The organism is Campylobacter sp. CNRCH_2015_0814, assembly GCF_025772765.1.
In the GTDB taxonomy this organism is placed as follows: Bacteria; Campylobacterota; Campylobacteria; order Campylobacterales; family Campylobacteraceae; genus Campylobacter_D.
In genome coordinates, this window is sequence record NZ_JAKMSR010000015.1 from 1 (window position 1) to 18,551 (window position 18,551).

Below are 18,551 nucleotides of genomic sequence, written 5' to 3' on the forward strand. Positions count from 1 at the left end.
AAGCATCATTACCATTGTTAATAGCTTGGCCTAAAGTATTAGCTTGAGATCTTAAGCTATCTGCAATAGCCATCCCAGAAGCATCATCTGCTGCAGAGTTGATTCTAAGACCTGAGCTAAGTCTAGATAAAGAGCTATCCAACGCTCTTGAGTTTAAATTTGCATTGTTTTGAGCATTTAAAGATGCCACGTTAGTATTTATACGAAATCCCATTTTAAATCCTTTTAAATAAATTCAACCGCTTCCATGCCGTTGTTTAGACTATATCGAAAATAAAGAAAAAAATTTTATACTTTTAATATATTTTTATATTCATGTATAGAATTTTCCATGTTTTTCAAACTTAATGTTGTAAATTCTAAAAATATTTCTAGAAAATCTATATATCTTAATAAAGCATTTTGAGGATCTTCATATAGGCAAATATTAAAAAGACCTCTATGGTAAAATAATGGCTTATACATAAAACTTTGTAAAATTTTACTTTCATCAATCATTGTATTAAATTTCAAAACAACATCTATAAATTTTTCATAAAGATGATTTTTGGTTTTATTTTGTTTCAAAACATTTAAGATTTTTTGTGCATCTTCATATAAAGCATTTAATTCAAAATAATCTTTTTGTAAGAGCTCTAGTGATTTTAGTAATATTTTTTTCTGCCTATTAAAACTTAAAATATTAGGCAAAATATAATCTTTTTTAGTATCTTTTAATAATTCCAACACCTCTTTAAAAGGCTTTTCTATAGTATAATCTATAAAAGCACCACCTTCTGTTGCATTATAAAAACTTATTTGTGGATTTGAAAGAAATAAAACCTCTAAACGCTTTCTAAATTCATCCCATACTATATGAGTTTGAATATAACCTTGTTTATTATAAGCTAACACTTTTGATTTTTTTCTATTATCTTCTATAGTTTTAATATCACCAAAACTAAAAACATCTGTATCTGCATGCGAACTTCCATCTTCACTAAAAGACAAATCTTGCCCTATCATAATCACATTAATAAACCCTAAAGCTATGGCAAAATTATAAGCAAAATGGGCTACATTTATACCAATATCTAAATAACCAAAATCATTTAAATTAAATTTTTGCTGGTAATCTAAATTTTGTAAAATATAAATTTTTTGTTTTTTATCTTTTAAAATTAATATCAATTCTTTATTTATATTTCCACTAAGTATAAAAATAGGTTCTTTGGGATTTAAAGGTAAATCCTCGTAAAAACACTTACATTTTTCACCTATATCCATCGAAAAAACAAAATCAGGATAAACTTCATTCTTAAGCAAAGTTTTGTAAGTAGCATCCAAAGCAAATATCACATAATCATCTTGATATGTTTTTAAAAGTTCTAGTTGTTTATTCAAAGAAGGTCCTGCACATACCACAATAACACTTTTGTTTTTTCCTTTATTTTCATAAATAAACCTTTGAAATGGGATATTTTGTAAAACCAAAGGCATATTGGATAAAAACTGTCTATAAATTTTAGAATCTGTAGCAAAACTAGTATCAACATTTCTAACTGTTCTTTTTATAATTTCTAAACATTTTTGATACACAAAATCAAACATAGGACTTTGATCATAAAATTCACTATAAGGCAAAAGCTTAAAAAGCCCTAAATATTCAAAACAATCTTTTTGTGAAAAAAGTAAAAAAAGATATTCTTCCAACCTTTTCTCTTCTACATCGCAAAGATATATTTTTCCACTTGAAAGTTCTTGGCTTAAATCCATCTTACTTAAAACATTAGCAAAAAATTCAGCTTTATCGAAAATAAAAATATGTTTATTAATAAGTTTTTTTAAAAAAAGCCCATCTCCTATACCGCAAAAAAATATATTAGGTTTTATTAAGTCATCTTTTAAAGGCACAAAGGGTGTTTGACTTGAAAAGATACCAATAAATTCTTCTTTTAAAGATAAAATTTTTTCTTGCAAGGGTTTGTTAGTAAATTCTAAAGCTTGTAAATTTTTTTGCAAAAACATTATCTATCCTATGAAATTAAATTACAGAAAATTATAACATTAATTGCATTTTATTTAAAAACCCATCTAAGCAAAAAATTTAACTTTTTTTTATACACTTTTACTAATTTTAATCCTCACAAGGAAAATAATGAAAAATTTAATCATAGTAGAATCACCTGCTAAAGCTAAAACCATAGGTAATTTTCTAGGTAAAGACTATGAAGTAATAGCTTCTAAAGGCCATATTAGAGATCTACCTAAAACTAGCTTTGGTATAAAAATAGAAGATGAAAATTTTAAACCAGAATATAGAATTTCAAATGATCATTCAAGCTTAGTAAAAGAACTCAAAGAAAAAGCTAAAAAAGCTAAAACCATCTACCTTGCAACCGATGAGGATCGCGAGGGTGAAGCCATAGCTTATCATATAGCTAAGGCTATTAATAAAGATGAAAATTCCCTGCCACGCATAGTTTTTCATGAGATCACTAAAAGTGCCATAGAAAATGCTTTAAAAAACCCAAGATCTTTAAATATAAATAGCGTCAACGCCCAACAAACTAGACGCTTACTTGATCGCATAGTAGGTTATAAACTAAGCCCTTTACTCAATCAAAAAATCCAAAAAGGCTTAAGTGCAGGGCGTGTGCAAAGTGCGGCTTTAAAAATCATCGTCGATAGAGAAAGAGAAATCAAAGCTTTTGTTCCTTTGAAATATTTTAGTATAGATATGATTTTTGAAAAAGACTTACAAGCTGAACTAGTTGAGTTTCAAAACCAAAAGATAGAAAAACTAAGTCTAACTAACGAAGATAGAGCTAAGCTTATCTTTGAAGCTTGTAAAAATGCTAACTTTAAAATAAAAGATATAGAAAGTAAAGATAGAAAAATAGCCCCACAAGCACCTTTTATGACCTCAACTTTGCAACAAAGCGCGAGCAATCGCCTAGGTTTTAACCCTAAAAAAACCATGATGATAGCTCAAAAACTTTATGAGGGCGTAAAAACTCATCAAGGTATTATGGGTGTGATCACTTATATGAGAACTGATAGCTTAAACATCGCAAAAGAAGCCTTAGAAGAAGTAAGAAAGCTCATTAAAAATGATTTTGGCAAAGAGTACTTACCAAGCAAAGCAAATATTTACACCACTAAAAGCAAAGGCGCTCAAGAAGCACATGAGGCTATAAGACCGACTAATCTTAGCTTTACTCCAAAACTTGCAAGTGAGTTTTTAGAAAAAGATGAAGCAAGATTATATACTTTAATATACAATCGCTTCCTAGCTTCACAGATGAATCCTGCTATATCTCAAACTCAAAATGTCTATGCAAAATCAAATGAAGCAAGTTTTAAAATAAGTGGTAGAAAAATTTTATTTGATGGGCATTATAAAGTATATGGGGATATGGACAAAGATAAAATTTTACCTAATTTAAAACTAGAAGATACATTAAATATCCAAAATATAGAATTAAACCCACATTTTACCGAGCCACCTTCAAGATACTCTGAAGCTGGGCTTGTTAAAAAGCTAGAAAATCTTGGTATAGGACGCCCTTCAACTTATGCTCCAACTATTTCTTTACTTAGTGCAAGAGAATATGTACATATAGATAAAAAGCAAATCATACCTAATGAAATAGCCTTTGTTGTAACAGAAGTTTTAGAACAAAACTTTAGTGATATAGTAGATAGTGATTTTACTTCTAAAATGGAAGATAAACTTGACATCATTGCAGAAGGCAAAATGGACTGGCAAGAAGTTTTAAGAGAGTTTTATTTTCCTTTTATGAGAAAAATCGATGAGGGTAAAAAAAATATAAAAAGTCAAAAAACTTTTACAAAATTAGATGAAACCTGCCCTGATTGTGGTGGTGAGCTTGCTATAAGAAAAGGAAGATATGGAGAATTTATAGCTTGTTTAAATTTTCCAAAATGTAAATACTCAAGAAATTTAAAACAAGAAATACAAAATGAAGAAAAAAGTGAGAAAAAGCTCAATACTATAGGTGTAAAATGCCCAAACTGTCAAGAAGGCGAGATTGTGGAGCGTTTTTCTAAGCGTGGTAAATTTTATGGTTGTAGTGCTTATCCAAAATGCAACTATATAAGCAAATACAAACCAAGTGAAGAAAAATGTAGCGAATGTGGCGAAACTTTGATCATCAAAGAGCTTAAAAAAGGCACATTTTTAGAGTGCTTAAAATGCAAAATCAAAAAGGAAATATAATGCAAATCATGCTTTGTGCTATATCTAATATAGCAAGTGGATGGTGCGGGGAGGACTGCAAATACTGCACACAAAGTGCTCATGTGAAAACTAATATCAACAAATACAAAAGAAAAGATATAGATCAAATTGTTTTAGAAGCTAAAATGGCTAAGAAAAATGAGGCTTTGGGTTTTTGTTTAGTTACAGCAGGAGCTGGGCTTGATGATGAAAAACTTGAGTATGTGTGCAAGGTAGCTCATGCAGTGCAAAAAGAAGTAGAAGGACTTTTACTCATAGCTTGCAATGGCATAGCAAATTTAGAACAACTCAAAGAATTAAAAAAAGCAGGAATTTTTTCTTATAATCATAATCTAGAAACTTCCAAAGAATTTTTTCCAAACATTTGCTCTACGCATACTTGGGAGCAAAGATTTCAAACTAATCTTTATGCTAAAGAAGCAGGTTTAATGCTTTGCTGTGGTGGAATTTATGGTCTTGGAGAAAGCGAAGCTGATAGAAAAAGTTTTAGAGCAAGTTTAAAAGAGCTTGATCCTTTTTCTTCGCCTATTAATTTTTTCATACCAAATGAAAATTTAAAACTCAAACAAGCTTTACTTGATCCTGATGAGGCGTTAAATATCATCAAAGACACTAAAAAAGACTTACCAAATGCACATATCATGGTAGCAGGTGGTAGAGAAGTAGTGCTAAAAGAAAGGCAATATGAAATTTTTGACGCAGGAGCTAGTGCTATAGTAGTGGGCGATTATCTTACAACCAAAGGCGAAAAACCAAGCAAAGACATACAAAAACTAAAACAAATGGGATTTAGCTTTGCTAGCTCATGCCATTGATGCTCAAGCTGCTACGGATTTAAAAATTTTATTAGTCGTAGCAGGATGTTTACTAACTTCACCTTATATTGCTAAATTTTTAAAACTCCCACTTTCAGCCACTGAAATCATGCTTGGTTCTTTTATAGGATTTTTGGGTTTTATAGGAGAAAGTGAGAATTTTAAGCTTTTAGCTAATGCGGGGTTTTATTATCTTATGTTTATTGCGGGTATGGAGATTAATCTTAAAACCTTTTTAAACACCGAAAGAAGCTTGCTTAATAAAGCTTTTATCTACATTATACTTTTATATGCTTTTAGTGTTTTAGCGGTTGAAAGTATAGATATTTCTTATATTTTTGTTATTATTATACCTGTTATGAGCGTAGGTTTACTCTCAACGCTTTATAGAGATTTTGGCAAAAACTGTGAGTGGCTTAATGTATCTATGGTAGTAGCCACTTTAGCTGAAGTTGTAAGCATAGTTTTGCTTACCATAGCTGCAGCATTTTTGGGAAAAGGAGCCGATCTTTTCTCACTCACTCAAAATTTATTATATTTAGTGGGATTTTTAGCACTTTGTATTTTTGGATTTAAATTTTTAGAAGTGCTTTTTTGGTGGTATCCACAGCTTAAAACCATACTCATGCCTTGGCAAGATCAAAACGAAAAAGATATAAGATTTTGCATGGCAATTTTCATAGCCATAGTTGCGATTATGATTTATTTTAAACTTGAAGTTGCACTTGGAGCTTTTATAGCAGGTTCATTTATAGCTACTTTTTTTGATCATAAAAAAGACTTAGAGCATAAACTTTCTAGTTTTGGTTATGGCTTTTTAATCCCTATATTTTTCATCTACATAGGCTCAAGCTTTAAGCTTCAAATGCTTTTAAACCCTCAAGTTTTACTCATAGCTTTTTCGCTAACTGCCTTTATGATAGGACTAAGAATACTCTGTGCTATGACTTTTGTAAAAATACTTGGTTTAAAAAATACTTTTTTATTTGGGCTAAGTCATTCTATGCCACTAACCCTACTCATCGCAGTAGCTACGCTTTCTTATCAAACCAATATCATCACTCAAGATATATACTCAGGGCTAGTGCTTACTGCTTTACTTGAAGCAATTTTAGCCATTAGCTTAATTAAATTTATCAATAATCTTAGTAGAAAATAATTCTACTAAGTATTTATATAAAATTGCTATACTTTTTTTATGAAAAATTTAGACACACTTTTAGAATTAGCCTTAAAAGCAGGCAAGGAAGCCTCAAAAGTATTGCTTGAATATAAAGACAAAAATACCTTGTGGCTTAAAGATGATGATTCTCCGGTAGGTTTAGCTGATATAAAGTCTAATGAAGCTATTAGTGAGATTTTGGCTTCAAGCGATATAGCTATATGCTCTGAAGAAAATATACTCTCTTATGAAGAAAGAAAAAATTTAGAGTATTTTTGGCTTATAGATCCTCTTGATGGTACTAAATCTTATGCTAAAAAAGATAAAGAATATTGTGTTTTAATCGCATTAATCCATAAAAACATCCCTATACTTTCACTCATAGGCGATGTGGAAAATAATGCGTTTTATTATGCACATGCTCATACTAAGGTTTATAAAAATAATGAAATTTTAAATCTTAGTTTAGAACAATACGAAAAAGTTAAAAATATAGCCCTTTACTCTAAAAATCATGATAACAATGAAGATTTTTTCATTCAAAATCATCTTGAAGGCATTAAGGTTTCATCTGCTTTGAAATTTGTATATTTACTTGAAGCAAAAGCTGGAATTTACCCGCGTTTTGGTGGTCCAAAAGCTTGGGATATAGCTGCGGGAGATTTTTTAGTCAAACAAAATGGTGGAATTTTATATGATTTTGATAAAAAAGCTTTAGATTATAATAGTCCTGATTTTAAACTTCCAAGTTTTATAGCTTTTGCTAAGAATGAATTTAAGTTAAAAGGTTTTTAGTGAGATTTTTTTTAATATTTTTTTGTTTTTTAAGTGCTATTTATGCTAACTCTTTTGCAAATAAAAAAATCATCAAATTACAAAATAACGATGATTTTAATATCATCAATCTTGAACAAAATATAAATTATGATAAACTCTCACACATTAACACCTTAGCTTTAGTGCCAAGTTATGAAAAAGAATATAATTTTTATTTTTCAAACTTAAAAATCGATGCTAAAACCATGGCAAAAGACACACTAAAAGCATTAAGTGCTATTTTAAATGAGCAAAATAATTTTGCCTTACTTAGTCAAAAAGAAAATCAAACTTATATCAACAGCCAAAATATCTTACAAACAAATAAAAATTTCATCAATGCAAATGAGTTTTTAGAATTTAATCGTTTTAAAAAGGCTGATTTTATTATTTTGCTAGATTTAAAAAGCATTCAAGCAAGCCAACAAAATTTCTTGCTTTTTTCCAATTTTGAAGTCAAAGCCGACATAGAATACAAACTTTTTAATACTAAAACAAAAAAACTAAAAGATCATAAAATCCTTACTATCAATACTCAATTTAGCACAAATGATAAAAATAAATCTTATCAAGAATTAGTCCAAGAAATAGCTACAATTGTTTATGAAGATATTAAAAATACTATATAATCACCACTTCTTCTTCTAAAACAATCCCAAATTCTTCAAAAACTCTTTTCTTAGCAAGCTCTATCAAAAACATCGCATCATCAAAACTAGCGTGTTTTTTATTGATTAAAAAATTTGCATGTTCATTACTAAACATCGCATCATTTTTACTAAAACCTTTAAGATTAACTGCTTCTATCAACCTTCCTGCATGATCGTTTTTGGGGTTTTTAAAAATAGATCCAAAACTAGCGCCTTTGGGTTGATTTTTTCTTGCATTTTTTAAAAGTTCATCTTTAACTGGGTCAAATCCATATTCTAAAAAAAACTTCGCACTAAACATCACTTCTTTAATAGGGTTAAACCTATAAGCAAAAGCGATGTTTTGTTTTAAAATTTCTTGATTAAAAGTGCAAATGCTGATTAAGTTTTTACTAATATCCTCATCTTTTAATCCTGCATTCATTTTTAAAATACCACCTAAAGTCCCTGGGATATTTCTTAAAAACTCAAAGCCTTTTAGGTTATTTTCTTTAGCAAAATGATACATTTTAAAAGATTTCACGCTAGAGCCTATCTCTAAAAACATACCTTTTTCATTTTGCTCTAAAATTTTAATATAATCAAAACTTTTCCCTAAAATTCCAAGTTTTTTAGGCTTTGGAGAAATTAAAAGATTATTTGCCCCACCTACTAAAAAACCATCAAATTTACAAGGCTCTTCAAGCACTTGCACTTCAAAGCTCTCGCCTATACGCACAGAAGAGTACTTAGAAAAATCAATAATCATCTAATAAAGCTTGGAATTTGATTTAAAATATTCGTTGTAAAATCAATCATAGAACTTATCATCCAAGGCATTAAAAATACTATCACCACAACAACAAGTAAAATTTTTGGCACAAAAGAAAGCGTAGCTTCATTAATTTGCGTTACAGCTTGGAAAATACTTATAATAAGCCCTGCGATAAGTCCTGCTAAAAGCATAGGTAAAGAAAGCATAAGTGTGATTTTAAAAGTTTGTACACCCAAGGCTACTAAAGTACTTTCCATGATTTACTCCTTAAAAATTTAAATTCTATCAAGAATTTCTAAATTCTTCATACTCACTAGGTATAAGATAATCTTTGCTTTTTATTAACTTCTCATAAAATCCATGATTAAACCCAAGCTCAAAAAGCTTATCTATAGCATTGTATTGTTTATCATTCATATTTATAGAGTTTTTATTTGCATATAAATTTAAATACACATCAAGTTTTTGGGCATCTACGCGTATTAAATTACGCTCTAAAAGCATAGAAGCTAAGATTTTTCTATTATGATCGGCTACTTCTACTGCTTTAATCAAATCTTTTTCAACCGCTATTGCATCACTGAGCGGTAAAGATCTTCTAAGAGCCATACCACCCAAAGGTAAAGGCAAATCATCTTTGGCTAATTCTTGCCAAATATCCCAAAGTTCAGCCTCAACACACAAACTAGAATCAAACTCTAAAATACTCTCATGTATAAGCACTCCTGCATCAACCTCATCTTCTAAAACAGCCTTTTCAATCTCTAAAAAATTCTTATAAACTATCCTAGCTTGTGGGTATTTTATGCGAAAGATTAAAGCATTAGTAGTGTGTGCTCCACTTAAAGCAACTTTAAAATTTGGCTTTAATTTTTTATCTTTTTTCTTAATAAGCTTTGGCCCATAACCCTCGCCAAAACTCACAGCAGTTTTTAATAAAGCATATTCACTGGCTATTAAAGGATAAAGCGCAAAAGATATCGCACTAACATCGTATATATTTTCTAATGCAAGTTCATTTAAAGTTTGTATATCTAAAGCTGTATTTTCATACTCATAAGCATTTCCAACCCAACCAAATTTAATCGCCATATACATAAAAATATCATCAGCATCAGGAGAGTGTGCTACGCTAATTTTTTTATTCATTTTTTTCCTTAAAAATCTAAAAAAGTATTTTAGCAAAATTCAAAATAAAAACTTATATTAAATTTCTTTTTGATACAATTTTAAACATATTATAAAAGGATTAACAAGTATGGATGATAATAAAAGAAAATCACTTGATGCGGCTTTAAAAAGTCTTGATAAAACCTTTGGAAAAGGTACTATTTTAAGACTTGGCGATAAAGAAGTTGAAAAAATTGATTCTATTCCTACAGGTTCGGTTGGACTTGATTTGGCTTTAGGAATTGGCGGGGTTCCAAAAGGAAGAATTATAGAAATTTATGGGCCTGAAAGTTCAGGTAAAACTACACTTACCTTACACATCATAGCAGAATGTCAAAAAAAAGGTGGAGTTTGTGCGTTTATCGATGCAGAGCACGCTCTTGATGTAAGATATGCAAAAAATTTAGGTGTTGATACAGAAAATCTTTACATCTCTCAACCAGATTTTGGAGAACAAGCCTTAGAAATCGTTGAAACCATAGCAAGAAGTGGAGCCATTGATCTAATAGTAGTAGATAGCGTTGCTGCACTTACTCCAAAAGCAGAAATCGAAGGTGATATGGGAGATCAGCATGTAGGTCTTCAAGCAAGATTAATGAGCCAAGCTTTAAGAAAATTAACCGGTATCGTTCATAAAATGAATACTACTGTAATTTTCATCAACCAAATTCGTATGAAAATAGGCATGATGGGCTATGGCACTCCTGAAACAACTACCGGAGGAAATGCTTTAAAATTTTATGCTTCGGTTCGTTTAGATGTACGAAAAACAGCTACTTTAAAACAAAATGATGAGCCTATTGGAAACCGTGTTAAGGTAAAAGTGGCTAAAAATAAAGTAGCCCCTCCTTTTAAACAGGCTGAATTTGATGTGATGTTTGGCGAGGGTGTAAGCCGTGAGGGCGAGCTAATAGACTATGGTGTAAAACTTGATATTATTGATAAAAGCGGTGCGTGGTTTTCTTACAAGGCTTCTAAACTTGGTCAAGGTAGAGAAAATGCCAAAGCATTTTTAAAAGAAAACCCAGCTATTGCAGATGAAATCACTCAAGCCATACAAAATTCAATCGGTATAGATAGTATGATTTTGGGTGCAAAAGAAGATGATGAAGAAGGAGAGGAATAATGTTGATTATTGAAGATTTAAGAGCTTTTGAAGTTTTAGATAGTAGAGGCAACCCTACCATTAAAGCCGAAATCATGCTAAGCGATGGCAGCGTGGGAAGCGCTATCGTTCCAAGTGGTGCAAGCACGGGAAAAAAAGAAGCTTTAGAACTAAGAGATAATGATGAAAGATTTGGTGGTAAAGGTGTTTTAAAAGCGATTGAAAACATCAATGGCACCATAGCTGAAAACATTATAGGGCTTGATGCATTTAATCAAACCCAACTGGATAATACCCTTTTAGAACTTGATGGGACAAAAAACTACTCTAACCTAGGAGCAAATGCAACCTTAGGAATTTCTATGGCAACAGCACGCGCTGCTGCTAATGCACTAGGTGTACCTTTATATCGCTATTTAGGTGGAGTAAATGCAAGCGTACTACCCGTGCCAATGTGTAATATCATCAACGGTGGTGCACATGCAAACAATAGCGTAGATTTTCAAGAATTTATGATTATGCCTTTTGGTTTTTCAAGCTTTAAAGAAGGATTAAGATCAGTTTGTGAAATTTATGCAGTATTGAAAAAAGAATTAGCCAACTTAGGTCACTCTACTGCCTTAGGCGATGAGGGCGGTTTTGCACCAAATTTAGCAAATAATACAGAACCTCTTGATCTTTTAATGACTTGTATTAAAAAGGCAGGCTATGAAAATAAAATCAAACTAGCGCTAGATGTAGCAAGTAGTGAACTTTATAAAGATGGTAAATACCATTTAGAGGGTAAAGTTTTCTCAAGTGAAGACTTAATCGCGCGTTATGAAGAATTATGTGCAAAATATCCAATTTTTAGTATTGAAGATGGTTTAGCTGAAGATGATTATGAAGGTTGGATTAAACTTACTCAAAAGCTTGGTAGCAAAGTTCAACTTGTAGGTGATGATTTGTTTGTAACCAATGAAGATATTTTAAGAGAAGGTATCATGAAAAATATGGCAAATGCTGTATTGATTAAGCCTAATCAAATTGGAACAATCACTCAAACTATGAGAACAGTAAGATTAGCTCATAGAAATAATTACAGATGTATTATGAGTCACAGAAGTGGCGAAAGCGAAGATGCTTTTATAGCTGATTTTGCAGTAGCGCTTAATACAGGACAAATCAAAACAGGAGCTCTAGCAAGAGGCGAAAGAACTGCTAAATACAATCGCTTATTAGAAATTGAACTTGATAATGATGAGTACTTAGGAGATAAACTCTGAGCGATTTATTAAAAGAGTATGATGAGCATTCTAAAAAAAAGGAAGCTCATCGTCAACTCATCAAAACCATTACATTATCATTTGTAGCTATTATTGTTGCTATGTTTTTTGGTAATATGTTTTTTGGTAAATCTTCTCTAGATGTACTACTAACACTTAAAGAAGAGCAAAAAATTTTAGAAAAAAATATAATGACTTTAAAAGCTAAAAATGCTCAAGCTCAAAAAGAATATTTGCAACTTTTAAGACTTAAGGGAGAAAATTCGCATGAGAATTAAATTTTTTATATTGTTTTTACTTTCTTGTGTATTTTTAAATGCAAAAGACAATCCTTTTGATAATAACATAGAACAAAAAAATACCGAATTTGCAAAACTTAGTCCTTTCCAAAGGCAAGATTTTAACTTTAATTCTGATGCGAGAATTTTAAAAAATATTACCATTACTTACATTAATCTTGATGGTTCTGAAGAACAAACCACTCTGGATATATACAAAAGTATTAACTGGCATGATACCTACTCATTTATAAAAACTAAAAGTCCAAATGCCACGCCTATACTTGATGTATCTGTAACCGTGCCACAAAAACAAGGAAATAAAAACTCAAAAACAGAAGAAAACAACACTACTTTAAACATAGAAACACCACTTTTTAGCGGAAATATTTATAATTTTATTTCTCTTGGTTTTTATAATAACAAAATCAATATCAAAACCCAGGATAAAATACTAAGACATCTTTCTATAGGAGATCCTACTAAAATTATTATAGATTTTGCTAAAAAACAAAATTTTAACACCAAAACACTGCAAGTTAATACAGCACAAGTTAGAAAAGTTGTATTTGGTTCACATAAAGGGTATTATCGTTTGGTAATATATCTTGATGGAAAATACAGTTATAAATATTCACATAGTGAAAACTTACATACATTTAACTATCGCTAAGAGTTTTTAAACTCTTAAGCAAATCTATGATCATAAATAATCATTTGAAATCTTTGGGCTATCATTCTAGCTCTTTCTATAATGATATTTCTTGGTTCATCTTCAAAAACTTCTTGCAAACTCTCATCAAATAAGTTAAGCCAAATATCAAAAAATTCTCTAGGAAATGGAGGTAATTCATGATGGGCTCTCAAAGGTGAACCACTATAACTTGGATCAGCTAAAAACATCCCCGCCCAAAAACTTGCTATTTTTTCTTTATGTTTTTTCCAACTCTCATCATCTGTACCAATTTTCTCATTAAAAATAGGCCCTAAATCTTTATCTACCCTAACTTTTGCATAAAAAACATCCATAAGTTTTTTAATACCATCATGATTAATAGTTTCAAATTTCATGCTTTTCCTTAAAATATTTTTTACTTATTGTATTAAATTTATGGATTAAAAATATAAACAAAAGTCAATTTTTAGTATAATTTTAAAAACAAAACTAAAGAAAAACTATGACTTATACTATTTTACCACCCAATCAGTTCTTAGATGATTATGTTTTAAATGTGCAATTACATCAATTAGCAAATATCTCTAAAAACGCTTATAAATTTTGGAAAAATATTCAAGCAGCACGCTATCAAGGTACAAGAGTGGTATTTTTACACAAAAAAAGTGTTTTAAAAAAACACCAACACCTTATACAAAAATGTGAAAATTTAAGCGGCTATGTATTAGCAAGTGCCTTTTGCTCATTTACTACTTTAGCTCCATCTCATTTAGTAGAAAAAAATAATTCTCAAATTTATAAAATCTTAGATATAAAAGAAGTATGCGGGGTTAAATTTGTAAATTTAAAGGCATTTTACGATCTTTTAAAGCTAGATTATAATTATAATATTTACATCGAAAAATGCCATTTTTTTAGCCCCACTCCTTTGGAAAAGCGTATTAAAATCACTGAGAGTATGTGCGTTGGGTATTACTAAGATATTTAAACATCAAAGCACAAATAAGTGAGATTATAGCCATAGCTAACATATAAAATCCCAAATAAAAACGAGTAATATTTTCTAAATTTGCTAAAGCAATGGTGTGTAAAAATAAAGCAAGTTGCGGAGTAAACCCACCAGCCAATGCATAAGCTATATTATATGAAAAACTAAGTCCTGAAAATTTAATCTTAGCATCAAATACTTCACTCATCATTAAAGGACAAAAATTCATTACTCCGGCAAAAAAACAAGCACTCAAATAATACACACTCACTGTATTAAAATCAGGTGTTTTAGTATAAAGAGCATTAAAATAAAACAAGCAAGTTAAGAAAAATCCTAATGAAAAAACCACACAAGCTTTCACTATACCTATTTTATCAGCCAAAATTCCACTTAATATACAGCCAGTTACAAGCACAACTATACCAAGCATTTGCATATAAGTTTGAACGCTTGCATCAATATTTAACATTTTTGCCATAAAAGAAGGTATGATTAAAATCATCACAACAATGCAAGCAGTTAAAACCCAAGTTATCAACATAGAAAGTGCTATGCCTAGCTTAGCCTTTTTAAACACTTCTTTTAAAGGGAATTTTTCTAAGGCTTTATCTTTTTTCATTTGCTCAAAAACAGGAGTTTCTCTTAAAAATTTACGCAAATAAGCAGAAATGATCCCAAAAATTCCTCCCAAGAAAAATGGAATTCTCCATGCCCACTCATAAAGCTCTTCTTGTGTAAAAAATTTATTCATCATCAAAAACACAAAACTACCAAGTAAAATTCCACCTACCACAGAAGCTGTTAAAATTCCAAGATAAGTGCGTTTTTGACCCTTTGGAGCATGCTCAAATACAAAAACCCAAGCACCAGGCAATTCCCCACCTATAGCTATACCTTGACAAATCCTTACAAATACTAAAAATAGTATACATAAATACCCTATGCTTTCATAAGTAGGTATAAAAGCAAGTAAAAAAGTTGGTATAACCATCAGTAAAATACTAAGCATAAACATTTTTTTGCGACCAAATTTATCGCCAAAATGCGCCATAACTACACCACCAAGCGGTCTAGCTAAATATCCTGCAGCAAAAATTCCATAAGTATTAAACATTTGCCAAAATGGACTTAAATTTTCAGGAAAAAAATTTTTAGAAATATAACTTGCAAAAAATACAAAAATGATAAAATCATAAAATTCTAAAGTCCCTCCCAAAGAAGAAAGACCTAAAACTTTTATATCTTTTTTACTAAGATTTTTACTCACTCTTAATCCATCTCATAAGTATCATCATCACTATAATCATCATCGTATTCATAATCATCATCATCATAATTATACGATCTTTGATTATTTGCATAAGTATCATCATCTATTTCATCATACATTTCATCATCGTAATTTTCAAATTCTTCATCATCATAAGCCATTATAAATCCTTTAAAATTTTTTAGTAGTATTTTAATATAAAAATATACATTTTGGTATAATTTTTCAAACTTTACTTAAGGAAAAATATGAATTTAACGCATTTAGATGAAAAAAATCATCCCAAAATGGTAGATGTAAGTCAAAAAGATATCACTCAAAGAGAAGCTTGTGCTAGCGGTAAAATATACATGAGTAAAGAAGCATTTGAAGCTATCATTGAAAATAAAGCTAAAAAAGGACCTGTTTTGCAAACTGCCATCACAGCAGCCATCATGGGAGCTAAACAAACTTCAAATCTCATTCCAATGTGCCATCCTTTAATGATTTCAAAAGTACAAACCCATATAGAAGAAAACAAAGAAGAATATTCTTTTAAACTTTTTGCAACCGTAAAATGCGAAGGAAAAACCGGAGTTGAAATGGAAAGCTTAACTGCTGTTAGCATTGGGCTTTTAACTATTTATGATATGGTTAAGGCTATTGATAAGAGTATGCAAATTACTAATATAGTTTTAGAAAGTAAAGAAGGAGGAAAAAGTGGTAAATATCTGCGATCTTAAAAAAGAACCTATTATAAATTACCCTACTTTTTGGGATTATAAAGTCGTTTTTGAAGCTGGGGTTGATGCTTTAGAAATTTTTACCCAAATACTTAATGAAAGAGAATTTAAATACAAAATCTCAAATACTAGCAAACAAGGAACATACAAAAGTTATCTTTTGAGTGTTTATGTAGATAGCAAAAGTGACCGTTTAAATATTTTTAATCAATTAAAAAGTAAAGCCAAATTTGTACTATAAAAAGGAAAAACTATGAAAAATTTAGCCATTATTTTTGAAAATTCTCTCTTAGCTTGTGAAAAAAATGAAATTCCAAACTTAATTAGCGAGCTTGTTTTTAGTCTAAGTTATAAAAAAATTAGTTTTGAAAATACTAGCAATGAAGAACTTTTTGCCATCTTTTCTAAGGTATTAGAAAAACTTGAACTTATAAATGAAGAAAATATTTCTAGAATAATCCAAGGTATCATCAAAGCTAGAGTGGAAGAGGATAAAAAAGCATTTTTTGCTTATATTAATGAATATGGCAAATTAAAAGTAAAAATCGAAGAACAAAAAAACACCATTAAGCATAAAATTTGTGATAATTTTTTTGACTTAGAAAAAACCTTAAAGGATTTGAATTTAAATGAATTTAATATAAGCATTAATGATGCTATGCTTTATGATATAGAAATACTAGGTCTTTTAAAAGAAACTGCTGAAAGTGCTTTTATCACAACCTTAGAAAAAGGAGAAAATATAGAACTTACTTCTTGTGAGATTGCTAAAAATTTAGTCTTTAATGCAATTTGTGAAGGAAGTTTTGAAAAAGAAAGAATTTTAAAAATCTCCCAAGTGGTTTTAAATGCAGCTTTTGAACTTGCTAATGAATCACAAGCCTTTGCTTATGATTTATGTATTGGAAGTATTTATGGAGCGCAAGAAGGAATTTCTTTAGCGATTGAAAAATTTAAATCAAGCTTTGCATATAGTGCTTTAGAATATGATTTAAAAAACAAAGAAAAAGAACTCATAGATATAGAACAAGAATTTATTCAAATGCTTAAAAAAATATCATCAGAACTTGACAACCCTGTAAAAGACATACTCAAAGATTTATTAGAAAATAAATTTGACACTTTATTTGCTAAATTTAAACGTCTCATACAAGAAAATAGAGAACAAATCCTTATTAAAATAAATGAAATTAAACAAAATCCAAAAATTGACGACTTTAGCAAGCTAGCACAAAATAAACTTAACATTCTAGCCAAAGAGCTAAGTGAGCTTGAAAAACTTGCTAGTCATAAATATAAAAGTTTAGATAAAAATAATGCAAAAGAATTAGGAGTAAGATTGTGGGAAAAAATTAACAAACTAATAAAAAAATATTAAAAAACAAAAGTTACCATTTTATCAAATACATCAGATGAAAGAGGTAACTAATGTTTAAAAATTTTAATTTAACTACAAAAATGATTTTAATTTTATCTTCTGTAATATTTATTGGCATAGGAATTTTATCTGTAACGATAATCTCAAAAAGCCAAGAAATGCTTAATGATGAAGCTCATAAACTTTTATTAAGTAGCGCCAATAGATACTCAAATGGGATTCAAGCAATTACCCAAAACGCATATTCAACACTAGAAACAGCGCAAGGCGTTATTAAAAATTTTGCAAATAAAGATAATAACTTAGATATAGAAGATCTTAAAATTTTAATAAGCAGTATGCTAGATTCAAATTCTTGGACTTATTTTGCATATATTCATCTTAACCAATACCACGGCAATAATCCTTTAAATCTTACTCCATCAGGAAAGTTTTTATTATTAGCAAAAGATGAAAATCCACAACAAAAAGGATCAATTAAATTCATCCAAGCTGAAGAAGTAATCTTACAACAAAATTCTCTCATAAAAGCTTTACAAACCAAGCAACCTGCTGTTGGAAGACCTAGAGATTATTCTATAAATGGAGAAAAATTATACTTAGTAAACATTGTTTTACCAATTTTTGGAAAAAATAACGAAACAATTGGTGCAATAGGTATGCTTGTGCGCATTGATTTATTGAGAGAAGAATTAAATGATCCAAATAAGAGTTTATTTGCAAATGACCAACGTTTATTGATTTCAAGTGATGGTTTAATCATATCTAGTCCAAAAGCAGAATATGTTGGAAAAATCATCACAGAAATTAATCCTCATCCTAGTGCAAAAACAATACTAGACATGCAAAGCACCAAAACCAATGGTTTATTTACTTTTATACCTGCTTCTACAAATGAAGAAAATTTAGCCCAGCTTGTAAATTTTGATCTTTGGGAGGGCTCTAATGATCATTGGAGTGTTGTAACTATAGCACCAAAAAAATCAGTGGAAAAGCCTGCTGATTCTTTAGCATTTATTATATTTGCAATTTCTGCAATTGTGCTTTTTATTATTATTAGTGTGATTTATTTTTATGTTAAAAAAAGTGTTGTTGGAACAATTCATAAACTTCAAATCGGCCTCAACTCTTTCTTTGACTTCATCAATCATAAAACTAAAGATTCTGCTATGATAGATGTTAAAACAAATGATGAGCTTGGTGCTATGGCAAAAGCTATTAATGAAAACATTACTAAAACTAAAAATGCATTAGAG

Annotated in this window: 21 protein-coding genes and 1 pseudogene; 14 read left to right on the forward strand and 8 right to left on the reverse strand. The window is 29.9% G+C overall.

Translation table 11 applies throughout. The annotated features are described in order from the left end of the window. Positions 1-214, reverse strand: a pseudogene (locus tag L8X24_RS07280) (flagellin); the annotation flags it as partial. 74 nt (positions 215-288) lie between these two features. Continuing rightward, positions 289-2,007 (reverse strand): motility associated factor glycosyltransferase family protein, encoded by a 1,719-nt coding sequence (locus tag L8X24_RS07285; RefSeq protein ID WP_263664252.1) that lies wholly within the window; start codon positions 2,005-2,007, stop codon positions 289-291. A gap of 130 nt (positions 2,008-2,137) precedes the next feature. On the opposite strand from L8X24_RS07285, the gene topA reads away from it, so the two are divergent. Genes topA through L8X24_RS07310 form a run of 5 tightly spaced genes read left to right on the forward strand, consistent with a single transcriptional unit; the run spans position 2,138 to position 7,665 of the window. Continuing rightward, positions 2,138-4,222 (forward strand): type I DNA topoisomerase, encoded by a 2,085-nt coding sequence (gene topA, locus L8X24_RS07290; protein WP_412175332.1) that lies wholly within the window; start codon positions 2,138-2,140, stop codon positions 4,220-4,222. Next, the gene (locus L8X24_RS07295; protein WP_263664253.1) at positions 4,222-5,058 is read left to right on the forward strand and encodes a biotin synthase; all 837 of its coding nucleotides are present in this window, start codon (positions 4,222-4,224) and stop codon (positions 5,056-5,058) included. Before topA ends, L8X24_RS07295 begins: the two co-directional genes overlap by 1 nt. After that, positions 5,039-6,217 carry a cation:proton antiporter gene (locus L8X24_RS07300; protein ID WP_087685281.1) on the forward strand — a complete coding sequence of 393 codons (1,179 nt, stop codon included), beginning with the start codon at positions 5,039-5,041 and terminating at the stop codon, positions 6,215-6,217. Before L8X24_RS07295 ends, L8X24_RS07300 begins: the two co-directional genes overlap by 20 nt. A 39-nt stretch (positions 6,218-6,256) precedes the next feature. Continuing rightward, a complete protein-coding gene (locus L8X24_RS07305) occupies positions 6,257-7,015 on the forward strand; it encodes a 3'(2'),5'-bisphosphate nucleotidase CysQ (protein ID WP_263664254.1) in 759 nt (252 codons plus the stop codon). After that, on the forward strand, positions 7,015-7,665 hold the full coding sequence (locus L8X24_RS07310) for a hypothetical protein (RefSeq protein ID WP_263664255.1): 651 nt from the start codon (positions 7,015-7,017) through the stop codon (positions 7,663-7,665). The genes L8X24_RS07305 and L8X24_RS07310 overlap by 1 nt, the downstream gene beginning before the upstream one ends. On the opposite strand, the gene L8X24_RS07315 is transcribed toward L8X24_RS07310, so the two are convergent. Genes L8X24_RS07315 through L8X24_RS07325 form a run of 3 tightly spaced genes read right to left on the reverse strand, consistent with a single transcriptional unit; the run spans position 7,658 to position 9,589 of the window. Further along, positions 7,658-8,434 carry a UDP-N-acetylmuramate dehydrogenase gene (locus tag L8X24_RS07315; protein WP_263664256.1) on the reverse strand — a complete coding sequence of 259 codons (777 nt, stop codon included), beginning with the start codon at positions 8,432-8,434 and terminating at the stop codon, positions 7,658-7,660. The two genes, L8X24_RS07310 and L8X24_RS07315, sit on opposite strands and share 8 nt — an antisense overlap. Beyond that, the gene (fliQ, locus tag L8X24_RS07320) at positions 8,431-8,700 is read right to left on the reverse strand and encodes a flagellar biosynthesis protein FliQ (RefSeq protein WP_263664267.1); all 270 of its coding nucleotides are present in this window, start codon (positions 8,698-8,700) and stop codon (positions 8,431-8,433) included. Before fliQ ends, L8X24_RS07315 begins: the two co-directional genes overlap by 4 nt. 25 nt (positions 8,701-8,725) lie before the next feature. After that, on the reverse strand, positions 8,726-9,589 hold the full coding sequence (locus L8X24_RS07325) for a menaquinone biosynthesis family protein (protein WP_263664257.1): 864 nt from the start codon (positions 9,587-9,589) through the stop codon (positions 8,726-8,728). Between the two features lie 109 nt (positions 9,590-9,698). Here L8X24_RS07325 and recA point away from each other — a divergent pair, with 109 nt between their 5' ends. From recA to L8X24_RS07345, 4 genes are all read left to right on the forward strand, one after another. Then, positions 9,699-10,736 carry a recombinase RecA gene (recA, locus tag L8X24_RS07330; RefSeq protein WP_039617275.1) on the forward strand — a complete coding sequence of 346 codons (1,038 nt, stop codon included), beginning with the start codon at positions 9,699-9,701 and terminating at the stop codon, positions 10,734-10,736. Next, entirely contained in the window at positions 10,736-11,980 is a 1,245-nt protein-coding gene (gene eno / locus L8X24_RS07335; protein WP_263664258.1) for a phosphopyruvate hydratase, read from the forward strand. Before recA ends, eno begins: the two co-directional genes overlap by 1 nt. A gap of 101 nt (positions 11,981-12,081) precedes the next feature. After that, positions 12,082-12,258, forward strand: a complete 177-nt coding sequence (locus tag L8X24_RS07340) for a hypothetical protein (protein WP_263664259.1) — start codon at positions 12,082-12,084, stop codon at positions 12,256-12,258. Then, a complete protein-coding gene (locus tag L8X24_RS07345) occupies positions 12,248-12,931 on the forward strand; it encodes an AMIN domain-containing protein (protein ID WP_039667888.1) in 684 nt (227 codons plus the stop codon). Before L8X24_RS07340 ends, L8X24_RS07345 begins: the two co-directional genes overlap by 11 nt. A 14-nt stretch (positions 12,932-12,945) precedes the next feature. Here L8X24_RS07345 and L8X24_RS07350 read toward each other — a convergent pair whose 3' ends face one another. After that, entirely contained in the window at positions 12,946-13,329 is a 384-nt protein-coding gene (locus L8X24_RS07350; RefSeq protein ID WP_263664260.1) for a group III truncated hemoglobin, read from the reverse strand. Between the two features lie 107 nt (positions 13,330-13,436). Here L8X24_RS07350 and L8X24_RS07355 point away from each other — a divergent pair, with 107 nt between their 5' ends. Further along, positions 13,437-13,913 (forward strand): hypothetical protein, encoded by a 477-nt coding sequence (locus tag L8X24_RS07355; RefSeq protein WP_039617266.1) that lies wholly within the window; start codon positions 13,437-13,439, stop codon positions 13,911-13,913. Here the strand turns inward: L8X24_RS07355 and L8X24_RS07360 are convergent. Together L8X24_RS07360 and L8X24_RS07365 are read right to left on the reverse strand one after the other, a co-directional pair. Then, positions 13,882-15,192: an MFS transporter gene (locus L8X24_RS07360; protein ID WP_263664261.1), complete on the reverse strand. Its 1,311-nt coding sequence runs from the start codon at positions 15,190-15,192 to the stop codon at positions 13,882-13,884. The genes L8X24_RS07355 and L8X24_RS07360 overlap by 32 nt on opposite strands. A 2-nt stretch (positions 15,193-15,194) precedes the next feature. After that, positions 15,195-15,356: a highly acidic protein gene (locus tag L8X24_RS07365; protein WP_039627773.1), complete on the reverse strand. Its 162-nt coding sequence runs from the start codon at positions 15,354-15,356 to the stop codon at positions 15,195-15,197. 87 nt (positions 15,357-15,443) lie between these two features. Between L8X24_RS07365 and moaC the strand changes: the two genes are divergently transcribed. From moaC to L8X24_RS07385, 4 genes are all read left to right on the forward strand, one after another. Then, positions 15,444-15,917 carry a cyclic pyranopterin monophosphate synthase MoaC gene (gene moaC, locus L8X24_RS07370; RefSeq protein ID WP_263664262.1) on the forward strand — a complete coding sequence of 158 codons (474 nt, stop codon included), beginning with the start codon at positions 15,444-15,446 and terminating at the stop codon, positions 15,915-15,917. After that, a complete protein-coding gene (locus tag L8X24_RS07375; RefSeq protein ID WP_263664263.1) occupies positions 15,895-16,158 on the forward strand; it encodes a DUF493 domain-containing protein in 264 nt (87 codons plus the stop codon). The genes moaC and L8X24_RS07375 overlap by 23 nt, the downstream gene beginning before the upstream one ends. Before the next feature lie 12 nt (positions 16,159-16,170). Beyond that, complete coding sequence (locus L8X24_RS07380) at positions 16,171-17,295, forward strand: hypothetical protein (protein WP_263664264.1); 1,125 nt, start codon at positions 16,171-16,173, stop codon at positions 17,293-17,295. Positions 17,296-17,345: 50 nt separating this feature from the next. Further along, positions 17,346-18,551, forward strand: a 1,206-nt coding sequence (locus L8X24_RS07385; protein WP_263664265.1) for a cache domain-containing protein, incomplete at its 3' end; no start/stop codon positions are given.

Bases quoted from the DNA above. Each gene is read 5' to 3' on its own strand.
- L8X24_RS07305 (WP_263664254.1), top strand. From the start codon at position 6,257: ATGAAAAATTTAGACACACTTTTAGAATTAGCCTTAAAAGCAGGCAAG.
- L8X24_RS07380 (WP_263664264.1), top strand. From the start codon at position 16,171: ATGAAAAATTTAGCCATTATTTTTGAAAATTCTCTCTTAGCTTGTGAA.
- L8X24_RS07325 (WP_263664257.1), bottom strand. From the start codon at position 9,589: ATGAATAAAAAAATTAGCGTAGCACACTCTCCTGATGCTGATGATATT.
- L8X24_RS07350 (WP_263664260.1), bottom strand. From the start codon at position 13,329: ATGAAATTTGAAACTATTAATCATGATGGTATTAAAAAACTTATGGAT.
- L8X24_RS07345 (WP_039667888.1), top strand. From the start codon at position 12,248: ATGAGAATTAAATTTTTTATATTGTTTTTACTTTCTTGTGTATTTTTA.
- recA (WP_039617275.1), top strand. From the start codon at position 9,699: ATGGATGATAATAAAAGAAAATCACTTGATGCGGCTTTAAAAAGTCTT.
- moaC (WP_263664262.1), top strand. From the start codon at position 15,444: ATGAATTTAACGCATTTAGATGAAAAAAATCATCCCAAAATGGTAGAT.
- L8X24_RS07365 (WP_039627773.1), bottom strand. From the start codon at position 15,356: ATGGCTTATGATGATGAAGAATTTGAAAATTACGATGATGAAATGTAT.
- L8X24_RS07295 (WP_263664253.1), top strand. From the start codon at position 4,222: ATGCAAATCATGCTTTGTGCTATATCTAATATAGCAAGTGGATGGTGC.
- eno (WP_263664258.1), top strand. From the start codon at position 10,736: ATGTTGATTATTGAAGATTTAAGAGCTTTTGAAGTTTTAGATAGTAGA.
- L8X24_RS07340 (WP_263664259.1), top strand. From the start codon at position 12,082: ATGTTTTTTGGTAATATGTTTTTTGGTAAATCTTCTCTAGATGTACTA.
- L8X24_RS07315 (WP_263664256.1), bottom strand. From the start codon at position 8,434: ATGATTATTGATTTTTCTAAGTACTCTTCTGTGCGTATAGGCGAGAGC.
- L8X24_RS07285 (WP_263664252.1), bottom strand. From the start codon at position 2,007: ATGTTTTTGCAAAAAAATTTACAAGCTTTAGAATTTACTAACAAACCC.
- topA (WP_412175332.1), top strand. From the start codon at position 2,138: ATGAAAAATTTAATCATAGTAGAATCACCTGCTAAAGCTAAAACCATA.
- L8X24_RS07355 (WP_039617266.1), top strand. From the start codon at position 13,437: ATGACTTATACTATTTTACCACCCAATCAGTTCTTAGATGATTATGTT.